The organism is Acinetobacter sp. BEC1-S18-ESBL-01, from assembly GCF_014169935.1.
Classification (GTDB): domain Bacteria; phylum Pseudomonadota; class Gammaproteobacteria; order Pseudomonadales; family Moraxellaceae; genus Acinetobacter; species Acinetobacter pittii.
On record NZ_AP022302.1, the window covers coordinates 1,419,867 to 1,442,246 of the forward strand.

General features: G+C 38.7%; 14 protein-coding genes. 11 read left to right on the plus strand and 3 right to left on the minus strand.

Annotated features, from left to right (window positions below):
• The first annotated feature begins 10 nt into the window (after positions 1-10).
• The 7 genes from folB (at position 11) to H7R46_RS06650 (ending at position 8,841) form a co-directional block, all read left to right on the plus strand.
• Positions 11-391: a dihydroneopterin aldolase gene (gene folB, locus H7R46_RS06620; RefSeq protein ID WP_000338783.1), complete on the plus strand. Its 381-nt coding sequence runs from the start codon at positions 11-13 to the stop codon at positions 389-391.
• Complete coding sequence (locus H7R46_RS06625; protein WP_000993399.1) at positions 348-785, plus strand: 2-amino-4-hydroxy-6-hydroxymethyldihydropteridine diphosphokinase; 438 nt, start codon at positions 348-350, stop codon at positions 783-785. Before folB ends, H7R46_RS06625 begins: the two co-directional genes overlap by 44 nt.
• Before the next feature lie 258 nt (positions 786-1,043).
• Complete coding sequence (gene kdpA, locus H7R46_RS06630) at positions 1,044-2,753, plus strand: potassium-transporting ATPase subunit KdpA (protein ID WP_005068537.1); 1,710 nt, start codon at positions 1,044-1,046, stop codon at positions 2,751-2,753.
• Positions 2,754-2,761: 8 nt separating this feature from the next.
• Positions 2,762-4,801, plus strand: a complete 2,040-nt coding sequence (kdpB, locus tag H7R46_RS06635; protein WP_080631076.1) for a potassium-transporting ATPase subunit KdpB — start codon at positions 2,762-2,764, stop codon at positions 4,799-4,801.
• A 13-nt stretch (positions 4,802-4,814) separates the two neighbouring features.
• A complete protein-coding gene (kdpC, locus tag H7R46_RS06640) occupies positions 4,815-5,420 on the plus strand; it encodes a potassium-transporting ATPase subunit KdpC (RefSeq protein ID WP_032012641.1) in 606 nt (201 codons plus the stop codon).
• Between the two features lie 38 nt (positions 5,421-5,458).
• Complete coding sequence (locus tag H7R46_RS06645) at positions 5,459-8,113, plus strand: sensor histidine kinase (protein ID WP_005068545.1); 2,655 nt, start codon at positions 5,459-5,461, stop codon at positions 8,111-8,113.
• An 11-nt stretch (positions 8,114-8,124) separates the two neighbouring features.
• A complete protein-coding gene (locus H7R46_RS06650; RefSeq protein ID WP_000625746.1) occupies positions 8,125-8,841 on the plus strand; it encodes a response regulator in 717 nt (238 codons plus the stop codon).
• A 77-nt stretch (positions 8,842-8,918) separates the two neighbouring features.
• Here H7R46_RS06650 and H7R46_RS06655 read toward each other — a convergent pair whose 3' ends face one another.
• Entirely contained in the window at positions 8,919-10,343 is a 1,425-nt protein-coding gene (locus tag H7R46_RS06655; protein WP_005068548.1) for a glutamine synthetase family protein, read from the minus strand.
• Between the two features lie 405 nt (positions 10,344-10,748).
• Between H7R46_RS06655 and H7R46_RS06660 the strand changes: the two genes are divergently transcribed.
• Entirely contained in the window at positions 10,749-11,297 is a 549-nt protein-coding gene (locus H7R46_RS06660; protein WP_005068550.1) for a DUF2799 domain-containing protein, read from the plus strand.
• A 44-nt stretch (positions 11,298-11,341) separates the two neighbouring features.
• Here H7R46_RS06660 and coq7 read toward each other — a convergent pair whose 3' ends face one another.
• Together coq7 and H7R46_RS06670 are read right to left on the minus strand one after the other, a co-directional pair.
• Positions 11,342-11,977, minus strand: a complete 636-nt coding sequence (gene coq7, locus H7R46_RS06665; RefSeq protein ID WP_005068555.1) for a 2-polyprenyl-3-methyl-6-methoxy-1,4-benzoquinone monooxygenase — start codon at positions 11,975-11,977, stop codon at positions 11,342-11,344.
• Between the two features lie 3 nt (positions 11,978-11,980).
• Positions 11,981-13,303, minus strand: a complete 1,323-nt coding sequence (locus H7R46_RS06670) for an MFS transporter (protein WP_182924248.1) — start codon at positions 13,301-13,303, stop codon at positions 11,981-11,983.
• A gap of 166 nt (positions 13,304-13,469) precedes the next feature.
• On the opposite strand from H7R46_RS06670, the gene H7R46_RS06675 reads away from it, so the two are divergent.
• The 3 genes from H7R46_RS06675 to H7R46_RS06685 all read left to right on the plus strand — a co-directional run bounded on the left by H7R46_RS06675 (position 13,470) and on the right by H7R46_RS06685 (position 22,247).
• Positions 13,470-16,205, plus strand: a complete 2,736-nt coding sequence (locus H7R46_RS06675; RefSeq protein ID WP_005068558.1) for an autotransporter assembly complex protein TamA — start codon at positions 13,470-13,472, stop codon at positions 16,203-16,205.
• 26 nt (positions 16,206-16,231) lie between these two features.
• On the plus strand, positions 16,232-20,740 hold the full coding sequence (locus tag H7R46_RS06680) for a translocation/assembly module TamB domain-containing protein (protein WP_005068560.1): 4,509 nt from the start codon (positions 16,232-16,234) through the stop codon (positions 20,738-20,740).
• Positions 20,741-21,011: 271 nt separating this feature from the next.
• Entirely contained in the window at positions 21,012-22,247 is a 1,236-nt protein-coding gene (locus H7R46_RS06685; RefSeq protein ID WP_005068563.1) for a lactonase family protein, read from the plus strand.
• Positions 22,248-22,380: the final 133 nt, after the last annotated feature.

Sequence of the window (22,380 nt, forward strand, 5' to 3'; positions counted from 1 at the left end):
GTTTAAATTTATGGATGCCATTATTATTGAAGGCTTGAAAGTTGAGACAGTGATTGGCTGTTTCAACTGGGAAAGACAAATCATTCAACCTTTAATGTTGGATTTAACCATCCATAATGATTTGAGCCGAGCAGCAGAGTCTGACAAGCTTGAGGACACTCTCAACTATGCGCAGATTTGTGAGTTATCGGCTCAAACTATTCAACAAGCCAAACCTGAATTAATCGAGCATGCAGCACATTTGGTTTTACAATGTTTGTTTGAAACCTTTCCATCAATTGAAAAAATTACCATAACCATCCGTAAGCCAGCCATCATTGCAGAAGCAAATGCTGTAGGAATTCGTCTTGAACGCACCAGAAACAATTTTTGCGCTCGCCCTAGCGAGTAATTTAGACGCAGATCAGCACTTTACTTTTGCTTATACGCAATTGGCAACTTTGGGGAAAGTGCAGTTTTCATCTGTTTATCAAATTCCATGCCGAGATGGTATTGGAGATGATTATTGGAATTCGGCATGTCTATTAAAAAGCAATTTATCGTGTGAACAAATTGAATCTTTTCTAAAGAAACTTGAGTCAGATTCGGGGCGTGTTCGTCCATCGCATCATATTTCTTTAGATGTAGATTTGATTGCATGGGGAAGTGATCTGGACCATATGCAATTTAATTCTAAAAAGCTACCTTTGGCACTCGATGTAAAAATTCCTTTATATGAACTTTGGCATTGTGAAACCTTAAAGGCTGATAGCATGATTTATCCAGTCGTTAATTTTAAAGTTTAATACCCTTCAAACTAAATTTTACGCAAACTTTACGCGGGCTTTGACTTCCTCAATAGAGAATTTACGGGCATTTTATCGATACTGAAATTCACTAAATTAGTGTTATTTCAGGACAATAAAGATGCTTATAAATTCTCAAATGCGCATCTTGCATCAGTCTGGCATTGTCTTATGCGGACTTAAAACAAATGATATTTCCTCATCTCTCCTTATTTCCAGTTTGGCAAATCAAGCCAAGGGGTATAGAGGAGAATAGCTATGTTAGAACTTATACTTGTTTTATTTATTGCTATTTTTCTAGCATGGTGCCTCAGTAAATATCTATCCAAAGTGATGGCAAATCAGCCGATGTGGGGTGATGGATTATTTCGTTGGATTGAAAATCCTGTATACCGCTTGTTAGGTGTATCTCCACAACGACAAATGAACTGGAAACAATATTCTTTAGCATTTGTTGTGAGCTGTATTTTTCTTGCTGTGGCTATTCTTGCTATTTTTATGACGCAAGCATGGCTACCATTAAACCCAAATCATGCACCAAATATGAGTTGGGATTTAGCGTTACATACGGTTATTTCATTTTTAACAAACACGAACCAACAGCATTATTCTGGCCAGGCTCAGTTATCTTATTTGTCGCAAATGACAGGTATTGTGGGTCTGCAAGTCATTACTCCAATGATGGGGCTGGCTTTGGTTGTTGCGACATTAAGAGCTTTCTTTTATCAGCGTCCAAGCCATATTGCGGCTGATGTTGCCGAGCAGCCAGATCAAATTTTAATTGGTAACTATTGGGCAGATGTAATTCGCCCTACAGTCCGATTCTTGCTTCCGCTCTGTTTTGTCTGGTCTTTATTGCTCAACAGCCAAGGTGTACCAGCAACTTTCCAAGGCGGGCCAGAAATACAGCTGATTGATAAAGCCAATACAGTACAAACCCAAAAAATTCCTTTAGGGCCAGTTGCGCCAATGGTAGCGATCAAGCAATTGGGTAGTAATGGTGGCGGTTGGTATGGTCCAAATAGTTCTGTGCCTTTAGAAAATCCAACACCATTTTCTAATTTACTAGAAATGATTGCGATCTTACTTATTCCAATCACAGTCATTTTTATGGTCGGGCATTTTACTCAGCGTAAAAAGTTTGCTTACTTTGTCTTTGGTAGCATGCTTTTCATGTCGATTATTTCAGGTGCAGCGGCTGTCTGGTCTGAGAGTATGTCATCGACAGCATCTCAATTTGCCGTAATGGAAGGTAAAGAACAACGTTTTGGACCAGCAGCATCAGCAGTTTGGGCAGCGCTTACTACACAGGTAAATAACGGCTCGGTCAATATGATGCATGATTCTTCTGCACCGCTTACCGGTTTAGTCGAACTCATTAACATGCTGATTAATGCGATTTGGGGTGGTGTGGGCTGTGGTCTGCAACAGTTTATGATTTATCTATTACTTGCCGTATTTATTGCAGGTTTAATGACAGGCCGTACCCCTGAATTGTTCGGGCGCAAGATTGAAGCAGCAGAAATTAAATTGCTCGCGATTATTATCTTGATTCAACCTTTAGTCATTCTTGCATTCACCGCATTAAGCCTCAGCGTTCCAGGCATATCTGGAATTAGTAATCCGGGACCACATGGTATTAGCCAAGTGTTCTACGAATATGTTTCTGCATTTGCAAACAATGGTTCAGGTTTCGAAGGTCTTGGAGACAACACTGTATGGTGGAATGTTACTTGTAGTATTGCTCTACTGTTAGGACGCTTCCCGACATTAATTTTGCCATTAATGATTGCAACACGTTTAGCAGCAAAAAGAAAAGCACCCGAAACAGCAGGTAGTCTTCAGGTTGAAACTCCAACCTTTGCTTTAACGCTGATTACGATTATTGTGTTGCTTACCTTATTACAATTTATGCCAGTTCTTGTCCTTGGGCCTATTGCCGATCAACTTTTGTTGGTTAAAGGCTAAGGAGGCGAGTGAAAATGAATACACAAACTCATGTAAATAGCCATAAACAAACCATGGCAGTGCCAAATTTTGAAGTTTGGAAAAATGCATTTGTGAAACTGCTACCGCAGCATGCAATTAAAAACCCTGTGATGGCAATTGTATGGCTTGGAACAGTGGTTACAGCATTTAGTACAGTCTTGGGTTACACCACGCTGTTATTTGGTTTCACGGTTACAGCAATTCTGTTTATTACCATTTTATTTGCTAATTATGCTGAAGCGGTTGCAGAGGCCAGAGGTCGTGGACAGGCATCTTCATTACGTGCAGCAAGAGAAAATTTAACGGCTCGAAGACTCAACTCTTTGACAGACCGTCAAACCAGTCAAGTTGCAGCTACTGAACTTCATTTAAATGATTTTATTGAAGTACATGCAGGTGAGCTTGTTCCAGCCGACGGTGAGATTGTAGAAGGCTTTGCCACTATTAATGAATCGGCTGTTACAGGTGAGTCAGCACCTGTGTTACGTGAAGCTGGAACAGACCGTTCAGGTGTTATTGGTGGAACCAAAGTTCTGACAGATCGTATTGTTGTGCAAGTGACTGCTGAATCTGGTCAAAGTTTCTTAGACCGTATGATTGCTTTGGTTGAAGGCTCAAATCGCCAGAAAACTCCGAATGAGATTGCACTTGGCTTCTTGTTAATGGTGATGACAATCACGTTTTTAATTGTCGTGATTAGCCTGCCATTTATTGCCAAGTATTTGCATATTGAACTTGATCCAGTTGTGCTCGTGGCGTTATTGGTCTGCTTGATTCCTACAACCATTGGTGGTTTGTTACCTGCGATTGGTATTGCGGGGATGAATCGTGCACTCAAAGCCAATGTTTTGGCAAAATCAGGTAAAGCGGTAGAAGTTGCGGGTGACATTGATGTGCTTTTACTCGATAAAACAGGAACCATTACTTATGGTGACCGTCAAGCGACTTCTTTTTATCCTTTAACTTCGGTAACCGAGTCTGAGTTGAGAGCTGCTGCTTGGGTAAGTTCACTTGCTGACCCAACACCAGAAGGGAAGTCGATTGTTAAGTTAGCAAAAGAGCAAGGTTTAAAACAGCAAGAACCTGAACAAGCCGAATTTATCTCTTTTAGTGCTTCGACTCGAATTTCTGGTGTGAATTTACCGAATGGTGATCAAATTCGTAAAGGTGCTTTAGATGCGATCTTGAAGTTTGTAGATGAAGATTATTCTCAAGATTTGGAATTAAAAGCGCGTGTTGAACAAGTTGCCAAAAAAGGGGCAACACCATTGGTTGTCGCAAATCAACACCATGTATTGGGCGTAATTGAACTCTCAGATGTAATTAAACACGGCATTAAAGAACGTTTTGCTCGTTTAAGAGAAATGGGCATTAAAACCGTTATGGTTACAGGTGATAACCCATTAACTGCGGCCGCGATTGCTGCTGAAGCTGGTGTAGATGATTATATTGCCGAAGCAAAACCAGAAGACAAATTGGCTTGTATTCGTACTGAACAACAACAAGGTCGTTTAGTTGCGATGGTCGGTGATGGAACAAACGATGCGCCAGCATTAGCGCAAGCTGATATTGGTTTAGCCATGAACTCGGGTACACAAGCTGCAAAAGAAGCCGGCAACATGGTTGATTTAGACTCTGACCCGACCAAACTACTTGCTGTGGTTGAGATTGGGAAACAGCAGCTGATTACCCGTGGTGCTTTAACAACATTTTCGTTAGCAAACGACGTCTCTAAATACTTTGCCATCTTGCCTGCATTGTTCGCTGCTGCGATTCCACAAATGCAAGTATTGAATGTAATGCACTTAGCAAGTCCAAGCAGTGCGATTTTATCTGCATTAATTTTTAACGCGATTATTATCCCGCTATTAATTCCAATCGCACTCCGAGGCGTGAAATTTAAACCTTCAACGGCAACTCAGTTATTACGTCGGAATATGTTGATTTATGGTGTGGGCGGTGTGGTTCTGCCATTCCTTGCCATTAAAGCGATTGATGTAGTGATTGTTCAATTATTTGGTTTGTAATCTGGAGTTTGAAATGAAAACTTATGTACAAAATTCAGAAGCAAATTTGGGTCAGACCTTAAGAGCATCTTTGGGATTATTAATTTTTACCTTAGTTGGCTGTGGCGCTGCTTATAGTGCAATTGCTACAGGTGCGGGACAGGTGTTATTCAACAATCAAGCAAATGGTAGTTTGATTGAAATAGATCATAAAGTTTTAGGGTCAAAATTAGTTGCTCAGCCATTTGTTGGAGAGGCTTATTTTCATCCACGTCCTTCAGCAGTCGCTTATGACCCGATGGCGATGGCAGGTACAAACTTAGCGCGTACTAATCCTGAGCTACAGCAACAAATTGATGCTCAGATTCTTGCGGTAAAAAAACAAGACCACACGGGCAATACACCTATACCAAGTGATTTGGTGACTAAATCTGGTAGTGGTATTGATCCGCATATTAGTCCTGAATCTGCTCAGTTACAGGTTGCTCGAGTGGCTCAAGCTCGTCATGTAGACCCTAAGGTTGTGGAAGAGCTTTTGCAAAAGTATGTTGAACCGAAGCAGTTTGGTGTACTAGGGCAAGCTCGTGTTAATGTATTACAGCTCAATATTGCTTTAGATCAATTACAATCTACACATTAACTTAAAAATAAAGTTGTTAGTTTACCGGATGATATCAAGTGCAAAGCAATCGCGAAAATCAGGCTGAGGCCTTATTAAATCATGTCAACAGATATCAAGCCGGTCGACTAACGGTCTTTCTTGGTGCGGCACCTGGTGTAGGAAAAACTTATGCCATGCTTGCCCGCGCCAAAGAATTATTTCAACAGGGCACAGATGTTGTTGTTGGTATTGTTGAAACCCATGGAAGAATCGAAACTCTAAAAATTTTGGAAGGGTTGCCTCAGATTGCTAGAAAAGAAATGCAATATCAGGGGCATATTTTAGAAGAAATGGACTTGGATGCTATTTTACTTAGGCATCCGCAAATCGTTTTGGTTGATGAATTGGCTCATCGCAACGTCCCAAATAGTCGTCATGAACGACGGTGGCAAGATGTTAATGAGTTGCTAGACGCTGGTATTGATGTATTTACCACTATAAATATTCAACATTTAGAAAGCCTAAATGATGTGGTCTATCAAATTACAGGCATTCGAGTAAATGAAACAGTACCAGATCGGGTATTTGACCGTATTCGAGATATTCGCTTAATTGATTTACCCGTCAGTGAACTCATTGAAAGGCTCCATCAAGGAAAAGTCTATGTACCAGAGCAAGCAAATCTGGCATTACAAGGCTTTTTTAGCATTTCAAATTTAACGGCATTACGTGAACTGGCAATGCAATGCGTTGCTGAGCATGTCGATTCAGACTTAAAAGAGAGTTATGCCTCAAAGGGTTTGAAATCTATATCGTTACAAAATGAATTGATGATTGCGATAGATGGGCAAGGCTCTTCTGAATATTTAGTGCGAGCAGGCTGCCGCTTAGCAGAACGTAATGGGGCTACATGGACTGTAGTAAATGTTGCTAGAAGTTTGGACTTTGGGCAGAGTTCAGTGAGTTCTTATAAAAAAGAATACATCGAGATTGACCGTGCGTTTGAGTTGGCTCGACAACTAGGTGGTCGAACTGAAGTTTTATATGGGCCGCGAGTTGCATCAGTGTTAATGGATGCCGCCGTTGATCGAGGTATTTCCAATCTTGTCATTGGTAAAAGTATTTCACCGTGGTGGTTAAAGTTATTTAAGAAAAATTTAGCTCAGCAATTATTAAATCAAGAAAACTCAATTGCTTTAACCATTTTGCACCCAGAACAGGGTACTAAAAAGATTAATCAGCTCAAAAAGCCTTCATTTTTATCATTAAAAGAAAGTGTTTTTGTTTTAGCTGTGACGTGCGGTAGCATTTTTCTAGCTCACTTCGCCGAAGTTCTATTTGGTATTGAAGACTTCTCTGTCATTTTTATTATTTCTGTTTTAATTGTTGCAACGAAAACCCGAATGTTAGCTGCAGTAGTGGCTGCTCTTATTTGTTTCTTAGCCTATAATTTTTTCTTTATTGCCCCGCGTTATACCTTTCAGATTTCAGCACACCAAGGGGTAGTCACCGTTGTGGCTTTTTTTGCAGCAGCTTTAATTGCCGGGCGTTTGGCTTCTCAGTTACGCCAGCAAGTTTTATCTTTAAAAGCTGCCAATGCCTACACTAGGGTAATGCAAGACTTGGCACGTAAGCTTTCTAGTGCAGTAAATCTTGAAGAAGTCATGCAAACAGGACGTATGACTTTAGAAACACAACTTCAAACTAAAGTGTGGATTTCTATTCGAGATAAGGTAATTTCATCTGATATTGAGCTAAATGATAAAGAAAAAGTAGCCGCAGAATGGTGTTTGAAACACAAGCAGCCATGTGGGCGTTTTACTGATACGCTGAGTCAATCAAGCTGGTGGTTTTTACCTCTTTTAGAACAAAAAAATAGCCTAGGTATTGTGGGAATTTACTTTAAGGATGAAGTGGTTTCCTTAAATTTTGAGCAAAAAAAATTGACTGAAAGTGTAATTGAGTACATTGCACAGGCAGTACTTCGAACCCAATTGGTCAATGAGCTTGAACAAGCAAAAGTCACCAGTGAAACAGAGCGCTTACGTTCTGCTTTATTATCTTCGGTATCGCATGATTTACGTTCGCCACTTGCTTCTATCATTGGCGCAGCAGACACGCTTGCTAATTTTAAAGCTGATATGTCAGAACAAGACCAACAAGATTTACTCGAAACCATCCATTTAGAAGGTGAGCGTTTAGACCGTTACATTCAAAACTTACTTGATATGACACGCTTAGGTCACGAAGGTCTAACTTTAAAAAGAGACTGGATTGGGGTAGATGAGTTAATTGGTTCGGCAACCCGCCGTTTAAAGCGTTATAAACCAGATACGCAAGTATTAGTCCAGTTACCTGAGCAGCCAATTAGTTTGTATGTTCACCCAGCACTGGTAGAGCAAGCTATTTTTAATGTTTTAGAAAATGCTGCAAACTTTTCACCTCCAGATGAGCCAGTTATGATTCGTACTTATCTTGTGTCAGAAGATGAGGTGAAAATAGAAATTGAAGATAAAGGTGCAGGAATTCCTGAAGACGAAAGACACCGCATTTTCGATATGTTTTACACGATGGAACGAGGAGACCGTGGAAAATTCGGTACAGGTTTAGGGCTAACAATTGTAAAAGCGATTATTGGTGCTCATATGGGTACAATAGAAGCATTTTCAGGGCGCCAAAATAAAGGTACTTTAATTCAAATCAAATTACCCATTCATCCAGTAAAAGAATAAGTTGTAAATTCATGATAAGTTCAGAAACATCACCTGTAGAAACACGTATTGTGATTATTGATGATGAGCCTCAAATCCGTAAATTTTTAGACATTGCTTTAAGAACTCAAAAATACAAAACCACGCTCTGCGAAACGGGTTACAAAGGTCTAGAGGCTTTGGCAACCCAAGGGGCTGATTTGGTTATTTTAGACTTAGGCTTACCTGATTTAGATGGAAAAGAAGTGCTGCAAGAATTACGTAGCTGGTCGAATGTTCCCGTTATTGTGTTATCTGTACGTGCTGATGAATATGAAAAAGTTGCCTTGCTAGACGCAGGGGCAAATGACTACATGACCAAGCCTTTTAGTGTGCAAGAGCTTTTGGCGCGCATACGTGTCATTTTAAGAAATCAACCGATTCAACAAGAAGCTCATGTGTATGACGATGGTTATCTCAAGGTTGATGTCATGCAACGTTTAGTTTGGATCGAGCAACAACCAATTACTTTAACTCGAAAAGAGTTTCAACTTTTGACGTTATTAATGCGCTATCAAGGGCAGCTTTTAACACAACCACAGCTCTTAAAAGAACTATGGGGGCCAACCCATCAGGAAGATACGCACTATTTACGTATTTTAGTGGGCAAGTTACGTAGTAAGTTGGGAGATAACGCGATTCAGCCACGCTATATTGCTACTGAACCTGGTGTGGGATTACGTTTTTTAGCTAAACAGAAAAATCATTAATTAGATATAAAAAAAACCTTAGGGTATTTCTCCCTAAGGGTTTGCAAAGTGGTTTATAGTTTTTTTGCTTTTTTTATTTATATATCCCAATGTTGTTCTGCTTCAGTCATTTGACTATAAATGTTTTGATATTCAGCCTGTTTAACCGTGTACCAATGTTCTACAAAGTCTGCCCCTAAATACCCTTTTAAAATAAGACTTCCTTTAAATATTTTTAAGGCTTCCGGCTGATTGTTGGCTAATAAAATGTGCTCGTCTGGAAACTTTAAAAGATGTGCAGGTTTTGGCAGCGGTAATTTATGAGATAAGCCATAAGATACGCCCGCTAAAATAGTCGCTGTAACCAGATAGGGATTACAGTCAGCTCCAGCAACACGATATTCTAAGCGTTGATTTTGTACATCTGAGCATGGAATTCGGATTGCAACATTTCGGTTGTTAGTATCCCAATTGGCTTCTAATGGCACGTGATGACCAATTTTAAAACGTCTATAAGAATTAATATTAGGCGCTAAAATCGCCATAGATGCAGGCATTAACTCAATTAGGCCACTAATCGCGCTCAATAATTTGACTGAAAGCTCATCTTTTTCTACTTTTGAACTAAATATACTTTCATGGTATTGATTAAGCATGCTCATATGAAAATGCATACCACTACCAGCCTTTGATAAGTTCGGTTTCGCCATGAAACAGGCAGTTAGGTCATGCTTTCTTGCAACTTGTTTTACAATTCTTTTTAAGGCATTAATTTGATCACAAAGCTTCAAGATGTCATGGCTGTGTTGAAGATTTAATTCGTATTGTCCAGGGGATGATTCCGCAACAATAGCGGTAATTTCAATTGATTGTAGTAAGGCTGCTTTTTCAACTTCATCTAGGACTTGTTGGTAGTTATTTGGCGCATCTATATCAAAACATTGGTTTTCTGAACATGTCTCAGATTGTTGTTGAGGTGAGAAAAGGTAAAACTCTAGCTCGGCAGCCATGACAGGGAAATAATTATTAGCATGTAACTGATTTAATAATTTTTTTAATATATTACGTGGTTCATAGCGACAGTCTGAACCATCTTCTTCTTGCATTGATAGGTAAAGCTGAGCATTTAATTCTGGGGATAAGGCACTTGGTTGCAAGCTGCCTAAAATGGGCAGGCAAAGTCTATCTGGTTCACCAATATATTTTCCTAGGCCTGTTTCTTCAATCACTTTTCCATCAAGGCTCATGGCATAAACAGAAAGAGGAAAATAACATCCATTAGATAGATTTTTCAGACTCTTAACGTCAATACGTTTGCCACGAATATGCCCGTTTAAGTCATGTAGACAAATATCAATGTGCTGAGTGTGAGGATATAAACTTAAATATTCATCAACTTCTTTTAAAAAAAGATCTGATTGGAAAGTACCAGATTGTGTCGGAGGAATAAAATTATCTGATATTTTAAATGCCTTAAAGTGAGGATCTTTTAAGTTTAAATTTGGGTAAATAAGTGTACTCATTATAAAAAACCTTGGTGGTTATTTAGCTAAAATCCTACCTTAGCCTTTGAAGGAAATCGCGTAAAAAAAGAGTAAAGATGGTTGAACAATATTTTATGAGTAATTTAATTTTTTATATTTATAATCAATATATTGTAGTTTATTTTGATAATCAATTTTTAAAGTAAAATTAGTGTATAAGAGCAGTCAGCGCATTACAAAATTCTACGGATTTCTCTTTTTTAAATTAAATAAAGCTAAAAATTTAAGCTTCTCATTTGGTGAGATGGTCAAACTGTTTTAAACTTAAATGCTTATCCAGTTAAACATTTATTTATAAATCTTGAATTGAGCAAGGCTTATATAGCACAGGTACTGGAATTTTATTTTTTGCGTTTTTTAATTTTATTTTTGAGTTTTCTTAATATGAAAAATATCGGTTTAGCCATTTTAGCAATCAGCCTTTCAGGTTGTGCTGCAATGAGCGTAGAAGAATGTAAGACTGCGAATTGGTCATTAGTGGGTGAGAAAGATGGTTCAAAGGGGTCTTCGCCACGTTTAGATCAATATTACAAAGCGTGTGGAAAAGCCAATATTGTTCCAGATCAAAAGTCATATGAAAGTGGGTATAAAGAGGGCTTAGGGTATTATTGCCAGCCATCAAATATTTTTTATAACGCTTTAGAGGGTAACGGCAATATTAATGTATGCCCAATCGAGCAGCGTAATCGTTTAAGACCTTATTATCTAACTGCCTCAGATTACTACAATGCAAAAAATGAATATGACCGTTATGATGAAAAGTTTAAGCAATATTCTGATAGTGCTTATAACGAAAAATTAAAGCCAGAAGAGCGTGAGCGTTATCGTAAGCTTTTAAGAGAATTACAAATTGATCGTGACCGTATTAACAGAAACTATTGGAATTCAATTCGAGATATCGAACGTTTCAAATATGATCACGGCTTAAAATAATATTTTAAACAGGATTGATCTGAATGAGATCAATCCTTTGGTTTTTAAAGATAATAACTCGTTTTTGTCATTAACTTTGAAATACCAGTCATCGTAATTTTTACTGCATACGGTAATTCAACACCGCCTGCTTCAAGTGCAGTATGACGGTGATGCAATTCATCTTCATTCATTTGCTCTAAAATTTTACGAGAGCGTTCATCTTGAGCGGGTAACTGGTTTAAGTGATCTTGCAAATGCAGACTAACCTGACGCTCAGTTTCAGCAACAAAACCTAAGCTATATTTATCACCTGCAATACCAGCAAGGGCACCCATGCCATATGACAGCCCGTACCAGATTGGGTTTAACAAACTTGTATGACTGTTTAATTCTTTTAAACGATCTTCACACCAAGCTAAGTGATCTTGTTCTTCAATCGCTGCTTGTTGCATTTCTTGACGTACATTTGGCAATTTCGCCGTTAATGCTTGCCCATGGTAAAGTGCTTGAGCACATACTTCGCCACTGTGGTTAACACGCATTAAACCTGCGACATGGCGAGCATCTTCTACACCAAGTTTTGTTTCTACTGTTTCAGCTGGATTTTGACGCTGTGCTGCTGTTGCACCCGGAACAAGACTACGCAATGCCTGATCAAATGAGTTAATAAGTTGATCAATTCCAGTATAGTGGCGCATAAATTAGTCCTCTAAAGAAAGGTGGGCTGTGGCAAGCATTGGTTTTAGTCTAGCGAGAAGCCAGATACTAAAGATTGCACTAAGTACAGCTGTAATAATAAATAGTATTTTAATATCAATTTTTAAAACACTTAAGATTAAGATTGAAAAAATTGCAGAAGAAACCATAAAAACGGCATTTAGGATGTTATTCGCTGCAACAACACGTGCACGATGTGAACGTGGTGAATAAGCCTGCATCATGGCATATAGGGGAACAATATAAAAACCGCCACTAATACCCAATAAAGTCACAGCAATCATGACATGGTAGTAAACCCAGCCTTGGGTAAAAACATCTTTTAAGGTAAGTAATGCCCCAGTTCTTTCTGGTACAAAAGCTAAACTGGCAGCAAGGTAGAGCGCAAAAACAGTAAGGCCAATTGCACCAATCGGCACCATTTTAATATTAATTTCTGAACCACCAATTTTACGGCAAAGAAGAGAACCCACACCAATACCGACTGAAAAGAAAGTCAGTAACAGACTAACGACATTTTCTGATGCATGAAGGTTTTGCTGGGTAAGCTGCGGAATTTGAGTTAAATAAGTCGCGCCATAAAACCAGTACCATGAGTTGCCTAGCAAAATTGTGAATACTAGCGGTAAGCTTTTGGCATATTTAATGGTTTGAAAGCTTGTACGGATAAAATTCCAGTCAATCTTTAAGTCAGGTGCAGCAACTTTTTGCGGCAAAATGAAGCGACTAAATAAATAGCCTATGCAAGCAATAGCTACTACGGTGATACTAATCCACAATAAATTACCATCTGATGAGGCAATTACGGCACCACCTAAGATCATTCCGAACAAGATCGCCATGGATGTGCCGGATTGAAATAGCGCATTACCAGACATTAACTCGTTCGGTTTTAAGATTTCAGGCAAAATTGCGTATTTAATGGGGCCGAAGAAAGTCGAATGCGTACCCATCAAAAATAAAGCAAAAAGAAGTAGCCATAAGTTTCCTAACAGGAAACCCGCAGTACCGATGAGCATAATGATGATTTCTAAAATTTTAATACCACGGACGAGTTGAGATCGTTGGTATTTGTCGGCGATTTGTCCAGCTGTGGCTGAAAAAAAGAAATATGGCAGAATAAACAAGAGGGCTGCCAAATTATTAAGAGTACTTACGGGAGCAGATTGTTGCTGAATCCATCCATAAGTAATCACCAATAATAAAGCTTGCTTAAAAACGTTATCATTTAATGCGCCAAAAAACTGGGTAAAAAACATCGGTACAAACCGACGTGAGGTCATCAGGTGCTCATCTTGTTTCATCATGTGCAAACTTCATTGTGTTTTATAAAAAAATGTGACCGAGTGTTAATTTGCATCGAAAACCATGTATGATATTTTTAACGCTTGATTAAATGAAAAATCAATGGTTTTGAGTGAGTTTTACACTCACATTGGTGCGTTTTATTAAAAAATAAGTCTAGAGTTTTCTATGCCTTCTAAAATTAAGTTTAAACAGTCAACTCTCTCACATTCTATGCATTTAATTTTAAAAATGCAGGGCATTCCTAAACTTATTTGTAGCAGCTTGTTGTTAAGCGTTTGCGTAACGCCAAGTTTTGCTCAAACTTCTGTTGAGAATAGTTCATCAACAACTTTAAACCAGACAGTATCTGATGAGTCAACTGAACAGTCAGCTCAGGTTAACGAGCAATATACTGCTCCAGTTACAGATATCGCTACACTTGTAACCCAAGCTCAGCAGCAACAAGATAGCTTGGCTATATTGCAACAACAAGAACAATTTCCAAATCAAATTGATGAATTTAAGCCAATTACACTTGATAACCTTGAAGATTTACCCGATATGCCTGTTGATCAAAACATGGCAAATGAAATTTATAGGGTAGCAGAAGAAGCAAAGAATGAAGCACAGAACTTTCAAAATGGGACTCAGAAACTCCCTGAAGTTACTGTAAGCGATGCAACTCAATCTGAATTAAATCAAATTAATCAGGCGCCAGTAAATATTGATCAGCTTATGCAAGAGATTAAGTCTGATAGTAAGATTGTAGTGGAAGCCAATGAGACTGGAAAAACACTACCTGAATTGACACCAGAGGCCGAAGAACCACCTGAGCAAGCTGGTTTCTTTAAACGTATTTTAAATAAAGTACGTCCGCCGCGTGCAATTCCGATGGAACAAGTACCGCGTATTAGCGCAGAGGTAGAAGGCGCTTCAGATGTGTTAGCTAAAAATATTAAAGGTAAGCTTTCAACTTTTACTCAAGAATCTTTTGAAGACTTTAATGCTGCTTTACCTCAGCTTAGAACATTAAGTAATCAGGCTGCTCAAGCTGTTGGTTACTATAATGCTGAGTTCCGATTTGAAAAATTAAGTCCGAGTCGTGTGCGTGTCAGGGTGACACCAAATGAACCAGTACGAATTAATGAGCAAAATATTGAGTTTACAGGTCCAGGCGAAAAGCAGCCGCAATTTCAGGTTATTCGCTTAGTTCCTGATCAAGATGTTGGTGATATCTTTAATCACGGTTTATATGAAACCACTAAAACCCGTATTGTCGATGCAGCATCTGATAACGGTTATTTTGATGCTTATTGGCGATTGCATGATGTAAAAGTAAGTCAGCCAGAAAATAAGGCCGATATTAATTTACGCTACGAGACAGGTGAGCGTTATAAATTAGATAAGGTCGAGTTTCGTATGAGCGATCCTTCGAAACCTTTGCCATTAAATCAAAATATCTTAGAAAGTATGGCGCCTTGGAAAGAAGGTGATGACTATGCTTTCTGGCGTGTAAATGTGCTTGCGAATAACCTAACCAACTCGCGTTATTTTAATTACACATTGGTTGATAGCATTAAACCAGATCCAATTGAAAAGCCACTTGAGCTACCACCAGATTTACAAGCTTTGGTGGATGAACAAAATATTGATGTTGATGAGTCTAATTTACTTTCACCAGAACAACGACAACTTGCGAAAGCACGTCAATTAGCGACATCAAATAAAGAAGTTACGCAAAACGTAGTCGATGAAAAACAGTTTGCCGGAACACAAAATGCAAAACAGGCAGAGCCTCAAACTGCGATGTTGCAAAGCGCCGCAGCTCAGCATGATGAACAGGAAACTGAACAGGATCATTTACAAGCTCAAGCACGTGAAACAAAAAGAATTCCAGTTATTGTGACTTTAAATGCTGACAAGCTAAATAGTTTGGAAACTGGTATTGGTTATGGAACCGATACGGGGGCGCGTTTACGTAGTCAATATCGCCGTTCTATCGTAAATAAATATGGCCATTCTTTTGATGCCAACTTAGAAGTTTCTGAAATTCGTCAATCGATTGATGGTCGATATAGTATTCCCTATAAACATCCGTTAAATGACTATTTCAATATCGTTGGCGGTTATGAGCGTGAAACACGGGATGATATTGGTCCAGATGTAAGCCTGTTAACCGAATCTGCTGTTGTGGGCGGGGAGCGCGTAATCAAACGTCCATTAGGAAATTGGCAGCATACTATTGGGGTCCGCTATCGTTTAGACCGTTTGACCCAAAAAGGTAATGTTGATATTTCTGAATTACCAGATGCTTTTAAAACAGCTGCATCTGAGCAAGAAGCATTATTGTTTAGTTATGAAACATCTAAAACCTCAAGTAATACACGTTTAAACCCAACAAAAGCTTTTAAACAAACTTATAAATTAGAATTAGGCAGCGAGAGTTTACTGTCAGATGCCAATATGGCAATTGCGAGTGCAGGCTGGAGATTTATTTATTCTCTAGGTGAAAATGATGATCACCAATTCGTCGGAAGATCTGACCTCAGCTATATCTTTACAGATGATTTTGACAAAGTTCCATACAATCTTAGATTCTTTACGGGTGGTGACCAAACAATTCGTGGATTTGACTATAAAAGTCTTTCACCAGAAATAGATGGATATAAAATTGGGGGCCAAGCTTTAGCTGTAGGCTCTTTAGAATATAACTATCAGTTCAAAGACGGATGGCGAGCAGCTGTTTTCTCTGACTTTGGTAATGCTTATGATAAAGATTTCAGTAATCCAGCAGCTTATAGCGTTGGTGTCGGAATTCGCTGGAAGTCTCCAATCGGCCCAATCCGTTTAGATGTAGCTTCGGGTATTTCAGATGAGAACCATCCGATTCGTTTACATTTCTTTATAGGCCCACAACTTTAAAAATAAAATTTTATTAGGTTTATTTTATGGCGGAAGTAGAACAGCAGCCCACTTCGGCACCAAGCTCTCCTAAGAAGAAGCGTCGCATTTTGCGTAGCTTCTTGCTGACGATATTGATCATATTGTTATTATTGGCTTCTTCGTTAGTCATCATGATGTCAACGGACCGCGGAAGCCGTTTTTTATTAGATCGGGTTTTAGAAGCTCAGAAAATAATTAAATATGAATACGAAGGCGGCAACTTATTGCGAGGCATTATTCTCAAAAATGTGTTGGTGCAATTAAAAGATGTCGATGTTTCATTAGATCGAGCTGATGTAGGCTTAGGATGGCGTTCTTTATTATTAGAAAAAGAAGTGCATTTAAGCCATGCAGATGTACGCAACTTACGTATTATTAATAAAACTCCGCCCTCTGGTAAACCGTTTGAATTTAAACCAATCAAATTGCCATTTGTTTTACGTATAGATGAAGGTGATGTTGATCATTTAGAAATTAAGTTGGCAACCTCAGATGTAAGTTTTCATGACGTTCATTTGCAGGATGCACTTTGGTCAGAGACCAAACTGGAATTTGAAAAATCTAGTATGGATATGGGCTATCTTTCAGTCCATAACGCAACAGGTAAAATGGATTTCAGGGGTAAATATCCATTAGATGCCACAGCAGATTTAAGAATCCCATCTTTAAAAAGTCTAAATATTCAAAATATTAAAGTGGCTGCTCGGGGAAGTTTAGATACTATAAAAGCTGGGGTTGCAACAACCACTCCCGATCTATTAACAGGTTGGGTAATATTGCATCCTGTTCGCGATGAAGTTCCAATGCAAGGTGAACTATTATTAAAAAACTATCATTTACCTTTGCTACAAGAACAAAAACTATTTGCAAAAAATGGTGTGATCAAGTTTCAAGGTGATATTAAACAGCTTAATTTGGCACTTGATACAGATTTAAAGGGTGAGAATTTACCTGAAGGTCAGTACAACGCTTTAATGAATACTGATTTAGTTCATCAGCTTAATATTACCGATTTCAATGGCCAAGTTATGAAAGGTGCCGTTAATCTTAAAGGTCTGGTGAATTGGAAAGATCATGTGACTTGGGACATCAAAGGTCGTTTAGATCGCATTAATCCTAAAGACAAAGCGATTCCTCAGGTGGTTCAAGACTTTTTACCGCCAAGTTTAGATGCTGCTATTGCTTCAACTGGTTCTTTGGAAAAAGGCACAGAAGTATTTGCTAACGTTGATTTTGACCGTTATGAGTCTTGGAAACTCAAGCTTAATCAGGCGCCTGAAAAAAATAATAAACCTCAACCAATGCTCATGAATGTGGCGTGGGCGAATATAGACCGTGCAATGCCTTATATTGGATGGTTAAGTAGTGATAATGGTCAAGTCGATTTAACATTACGTGACGGTCAACAAGATATTAAGGTTGCTACAAAAGTATATCAGCATGAAAAAACTTTATTGCCAGCAGGACAATATCTAGCCAACCTGAATGTTAAAGATAATATCTTAAATGTTCCTAATTTTAGTTTTGCTGCTGAAAAAGGTAGCTTAACAGGTCAGGCTAAAGTTTTATTACCTACTGAAAAACGACAGCTGGCTTGGAATGCTTTATTAAATGCAAAAGATTTTAATCCGCAAAGTATTCATGCAGCAGCGCCAGTCAATCTACTAAATGGTTCGATTAAGGCAAATGGTTTTGCTAAACCAAACCAGCAAATTATTCAGTTTGAGAAAATTGACTTAACTGGTCGATTGGCTCAAGCAGGTCAAGAAACTGTAAGTTTAGGCGGGAAAAGTACAGCAGCATTGTTATTTCATGACGTGAAAGCTGGTGGTGGCTTTAAAGGCTTTGCGGTTAATTATGACGGGTCTTTAAAAGCCTTAAAACAGGCAAATGGTTTGTTGAAGTTTTCTATAGCGGGCACGCCAGATTTTATTCGAATTAGCCAATTACAACACGATGGTGTGGCTGGAAAAATCTATGCTACTGGTTCTGTCAATTTAAAAGACCGCATTGCATGGGATATTAATAGTTCATTAGTTCGCTTTAAACCTCAATATTTTGCCTCAACTGTTAAAGGTGAAATTTCAGGAAACCTGAAAACTCAAGGGGTTTGGTCTGATCACTTGAAGCGAATTAATATTCAGCAATTGAATCTTGCAGGCTTTTTAAATAATAAACCTGTTCGGGGTAAGGGTAATCTATCTCTATTGATGGATTCTAATCAAAATGGCTTTTTACCTCAGCAATTTGAAGCGAATAACTTATTTTTAGTGTATGGACAGAACCAGCTACAAGCTACTGGCAATGCACAAAATCTAAAAATTAAGCTGAATGCGCCAGCACTCTACGAGTTATATCCGGGACTGCGCGGTCGAGCTTATGGTGATTTGAATGTTCAATCACAACCACGTTTAAAAGCAACAGCCAATATTGCCGTAGATAATTTTGCTTTTAATACACTCGTAAGTGTGAAGAGATTGAGTATTCAAGGTGAGCTTCCAACATCGGAAACAACACCGACTCAATTAACCGCAAAATTAAATAATCTACGTAGCGGAAATAGAGAAATTCAGTCCGCTGAAGTGAATTTGACAGGAACAAGGAAAGCACATTTATTGAAAGTACTTGGCAATAATAGTGTTTCCAAGTTCTATGTTCAGTTGGCAGGTGGATTTAATCAAAAGAATGATTGGTTAGGTCAAATCCAAAAAGGAAGTTTTGATTCACGACGAATTCGTCTGGCACAAAATCAAAATGCTCCGGTAATTTTTTCTTCGGCGAAATCTGAGCTATATGTGGGCCAACATTGCTGGCAAAGTACCAATAGTCAGCTCTGTTTTGATCAGCCTGTAAGAGTGAGTAAAGCACGAGGGAATATTTCCTTTGTAACTCAGAACATGGACTTAAGTGATTTCGCGGCATTTATGCCAGAAGGCTTAGCGATGACTGGACAATTAAATGGTTACGCTAAGGCATCGTGGGTAAATGGTGGTAATCCAAAACTTGATGCACGTTTAATTACGCGTAAAGGTGAAATTGGTTTAGCTGCTGAAGATCCACAAGATCCTGCAACGACTTTGGCTTATGATGAGTTAGGGGTGATTGCAAAAAGTGTATCAGAGGGTTTGTTATTCCGTATTGATGTGAAAACACCGGATATTGGTACGGGTTATGCGAATGTTATTATCAACCCATTCCAGTCTTCAATGCCAATGCATGGTGAAGTGGCCTTTAATGATGTTCAATTAAAAGTCTTGAAACCATTTATTCAAGATGTTCGCTCAATGAGTGGGACGTTAGCCTTGGCTGGTAAAGTCAACGGTACATTAACTCAACCTCAATTTACTGGTGAAATGCGCCTGAAAAATGGTGCGATCAGTATGATTTCTCTGCCAGTAAATCTAACCAATGTTCAGGTGTATTCATCAATTCGTCAGGATATGGCAACAATTGATGGGGCATTTAACAGTGGGCAAGGTGTAGGCTTGCTTAAAGGTAGTTTTGAGTGGAAAGATGCCCCACGCCTTCAATTAAATCTTAAAGGTGATAATTTACTGGTACGTCAAGCGCCATTAATTACCGCAATTGCCAATCCGAATCTGACACTTGATATGTATCCTTTTGATAAGCGGTTAAGCTTAAAAGGATCTGTAGATGTTCCTCGTGCACGTATTTCAATGCCAGAAACAACTGCTCCAATTATTAATACCTCATCAGATGTTCGTATCGTGCGCCAAGGTCAAGACCCACTTGCAATTTTACGGGCCGCTAAACCTTGGGATATACGAGCTGATATTTCTGTTAATATTGGAAAACAAGTTATCTTCCAAGGCTTTAACAGTAATATTCCGTTAGTTGGTCGTCTCAACTTAAGCCAACGTGGCTATGAGACTGCAATGAGAGCTAACGGGGCGATTGGTGTTAGCCAAAAAGTGAAAATCGAAGCCTATGGACAAAGTCTAGACTTGAACCGAGCAATTGCCCGTTTTAATGGACCATTGGCTAACCCGACTTTAGATATCGATGCGAATAAAAATGTTCAGGGAAGCATGGTTGGGGTACGTGTTACGGGTACTGCGACATCACCAAACATTCAGGTTTATAACGATGCAGGTCTATCTGAGCAAGAAGCATTGAATGCGCTTGTGACTGGTCGTATTAATGAAGGTTCGAGTGGCTTGAGTAATGCAGAAGGTTTTAAATCTGATGTAAACAACACCATTGCTGCTGCGGGTATTAGTATGGGCTTGGGTGGTACACGTGCTTTAACTAATCAGATTGGGCGTACGTTTGGTTTGAGCGGCCTAGCTTTAGATGCTCAAGGTACAGGTGATGATACGCAAGTGAGTTTAACTGGTTATATCACACCGGATCTGTTTATTCGTTATGGTGTTGGGGTGTTTACTCCTGTAAACAAACTCACTTTACGTTATCAAATGAATCGACGTTTATACTTAGAAGCAAGTCAATCTTTAGAAAGAGCAATCGATCTTTTCTACAACTGGCGCTTTTAGTTAGTTGAAACCAACAATGAATGAATTAAGAGCTCACTATTGTGGGCTTTTAATTTAATAACGCCTTCATAACATTTAAAAAAGTTGATTATTTATCATCTAAAGTATCGCTTCTCTTAAGAGTAAAGAAGCCTTGGATAGGTATTGATTAAAGAAAATTCACTTGAAAATTGCTGTTTTATAAATTAGTTTTCAGAAACATTAAATGAAATTAGATTGATATACCTTGTTGATAAATGCAAATAAGGTGGGTTTTTTCAAGGATATAGTAGTGAATATAGATACTTATGTTGAAATTAAAAATGGCAAGGAAAACGATATCAACGTTAAATATCGTGGCCTAATTCAAAAATTAACAGCAACATTGTCATTGACGCTCTTGTCATTTGGATGGTGCTCCACCGTAAATGCTGCACAACAACAAATTGCTTTAGTAGGAACATGGACATCAATTCCTAATGCACCGCTTGCGCAAAAACCAAAACAAGCCAGTGAAGGTTTGTATCAGCTTCAAGTAAATAGCGATGGAACTTTAACTCCAGTTAATGTGTTGAAAATGAAAAGTCCTTCTTGGATTGTGAAGTCGAAAGATGGACGTTTTGCATATACCACTAATGAAGAAAACGAAGGTGCGGTGACCGCATTATCTATTCAAAACGGAAAGGTGGAAGTGTTGAACACAGTGGACAGTCATGGTGGACATCCAACACATGCAACAATCAGTTTAGATGGTAAGTTCCTGTTTGTGTCGAACTATTCAGCGTTCGATAAAGGCCGTGGTGGTGTGGCTGTTTTGCCAATTTTACCAAATGGCCATTTGGGTGAAAAAGTACAAAATATTGTTTTTGAGGAAGGTTCTGGCCACGTTAAAGGTCGCCAAGAAAGTGGACATGCTCATTCGACAACTTTTAGTCCAGATGGTAAGTATTTATATGCTAGCGATCTCGGTAATGACAAAGTCTATGCATTTCGTTATAACCCCAACAAGGCTCAGCCACTTGAAGCGGATACCAACCGCGATGTAAGTTTTACGCATGGTTCTGGTCCGCGTCATATGGTCTTTTCACCCAATGGTAAACATGCGTATGTTACCGCAGAAATGCGAAGTGAAATTGTGACATTTAACGTGCAAGATGGTCATTTGAAAAAAGTGGCTGAGCTAAAACTGATCCACGAGGACAAAACACCTGAATTTAAGAGTGCGAGTGGAATTATCCTTAGCCCAAATGGTAAATATGTGATTGCTGCCAATCGAGGTGCAGACAACAAACTTTTAGTATTTAAAATCCAAAAGAATGGATTGCTAGCTAAGCCAGTTGTTTATAAAGCGAATGGTATTGAACCACGTGCTTTCTCATTCGATGCATCTGGTAAGTATCTATATGTAACCAATGTTTATAGTAACAATATTAGTTTATTCCGTTTTGATGCAAAAAATGGCACCTTAAAACCAGCTGGCGATGCAGCAAAAATATCAACACCTACGGATATCAAATTCTTTAATTAATTCAAATCATGAAACAGGCATGTCTAATGCTTAATACAAAAGACCGAGATTTTGTGATCTCGGTTTTTTATAGCAGTTTTGGCAAAAACGATGATTTTCCGTATGATATGGACAGCAATAATTAGTGTAGTGA

Excerpts from the sequence above, each read along its gene's own strand:
- folB (WP_000338783.1), top strand. The coding sequence starts at position 11 with ATGGATGCCATTATTATTGAAGGCTTGAAAGTTGAGACAGTGATTGGC.
- kdpA (WP_005068537.1), top strand. The coding sequence starts at position 1,044 with ATGTTAGAACTTATACTTGTTTTATTTATTGCTATTTTTCTAGCATGG.
- kdpC (WP_032012641.1), top strand. The coding sequence starts at position 4,815 with ATGAAAACTTATGTACAAAATTCAGAAGCAAATTTGGGTCAGACCTTA.
- H7R46_RS06650 (WP_000625746.1), top strand. The coding sequence starts at position 8,125 with ATGATAAGTTCAGAAACATCACCTGTAGAAACACGTATTGTGATTATT.
- H7R46_RS06655 (WP_005068548.1), bottom strand. The coding sequence starts at position 10,343 with ATGAGTACACTTATTTACCCAAATTTAAACTTAAAAGATCCTCACTTT.
- H7R46_RS06660 (WP_005068550.1), top strand. The coding sequence starts at position 10,749 with ATGAAAAATATCGGTTTAGCCATTTTAGCAATCAGCCTTTCAGGTTGT.
- coq7 (WP_005068555.1), bottom strand. The coding sequence starts at position 11,977 with ATGCGCCACTATACTGGAATTGATCAACTTATTAACTCATTTGATCAG.
- H7R46_RS06670 (WP_182924248.1), bottom strand. The coding sequence starts at position 13,303 with ATGATGAAACAAGATGAGCACCTGATGACCTCACGTCGGTTTGTACCG.
- H7R46_RS06675 (WP_005068558.1), top strand. The coding sequence starts at position 13,470 with ATGCCTTCTAAAATTAAGTTTAAACAGTCAACTCTCTCACATTCTATG.
- H7R46_RS06680 (WP_005068560.1), top strand. The coding sequence starts at position 16,232 with ATGGCGGAAGTAGAACAGCAGCCCACTTCGGCACCAAGCTCTCCTAAG.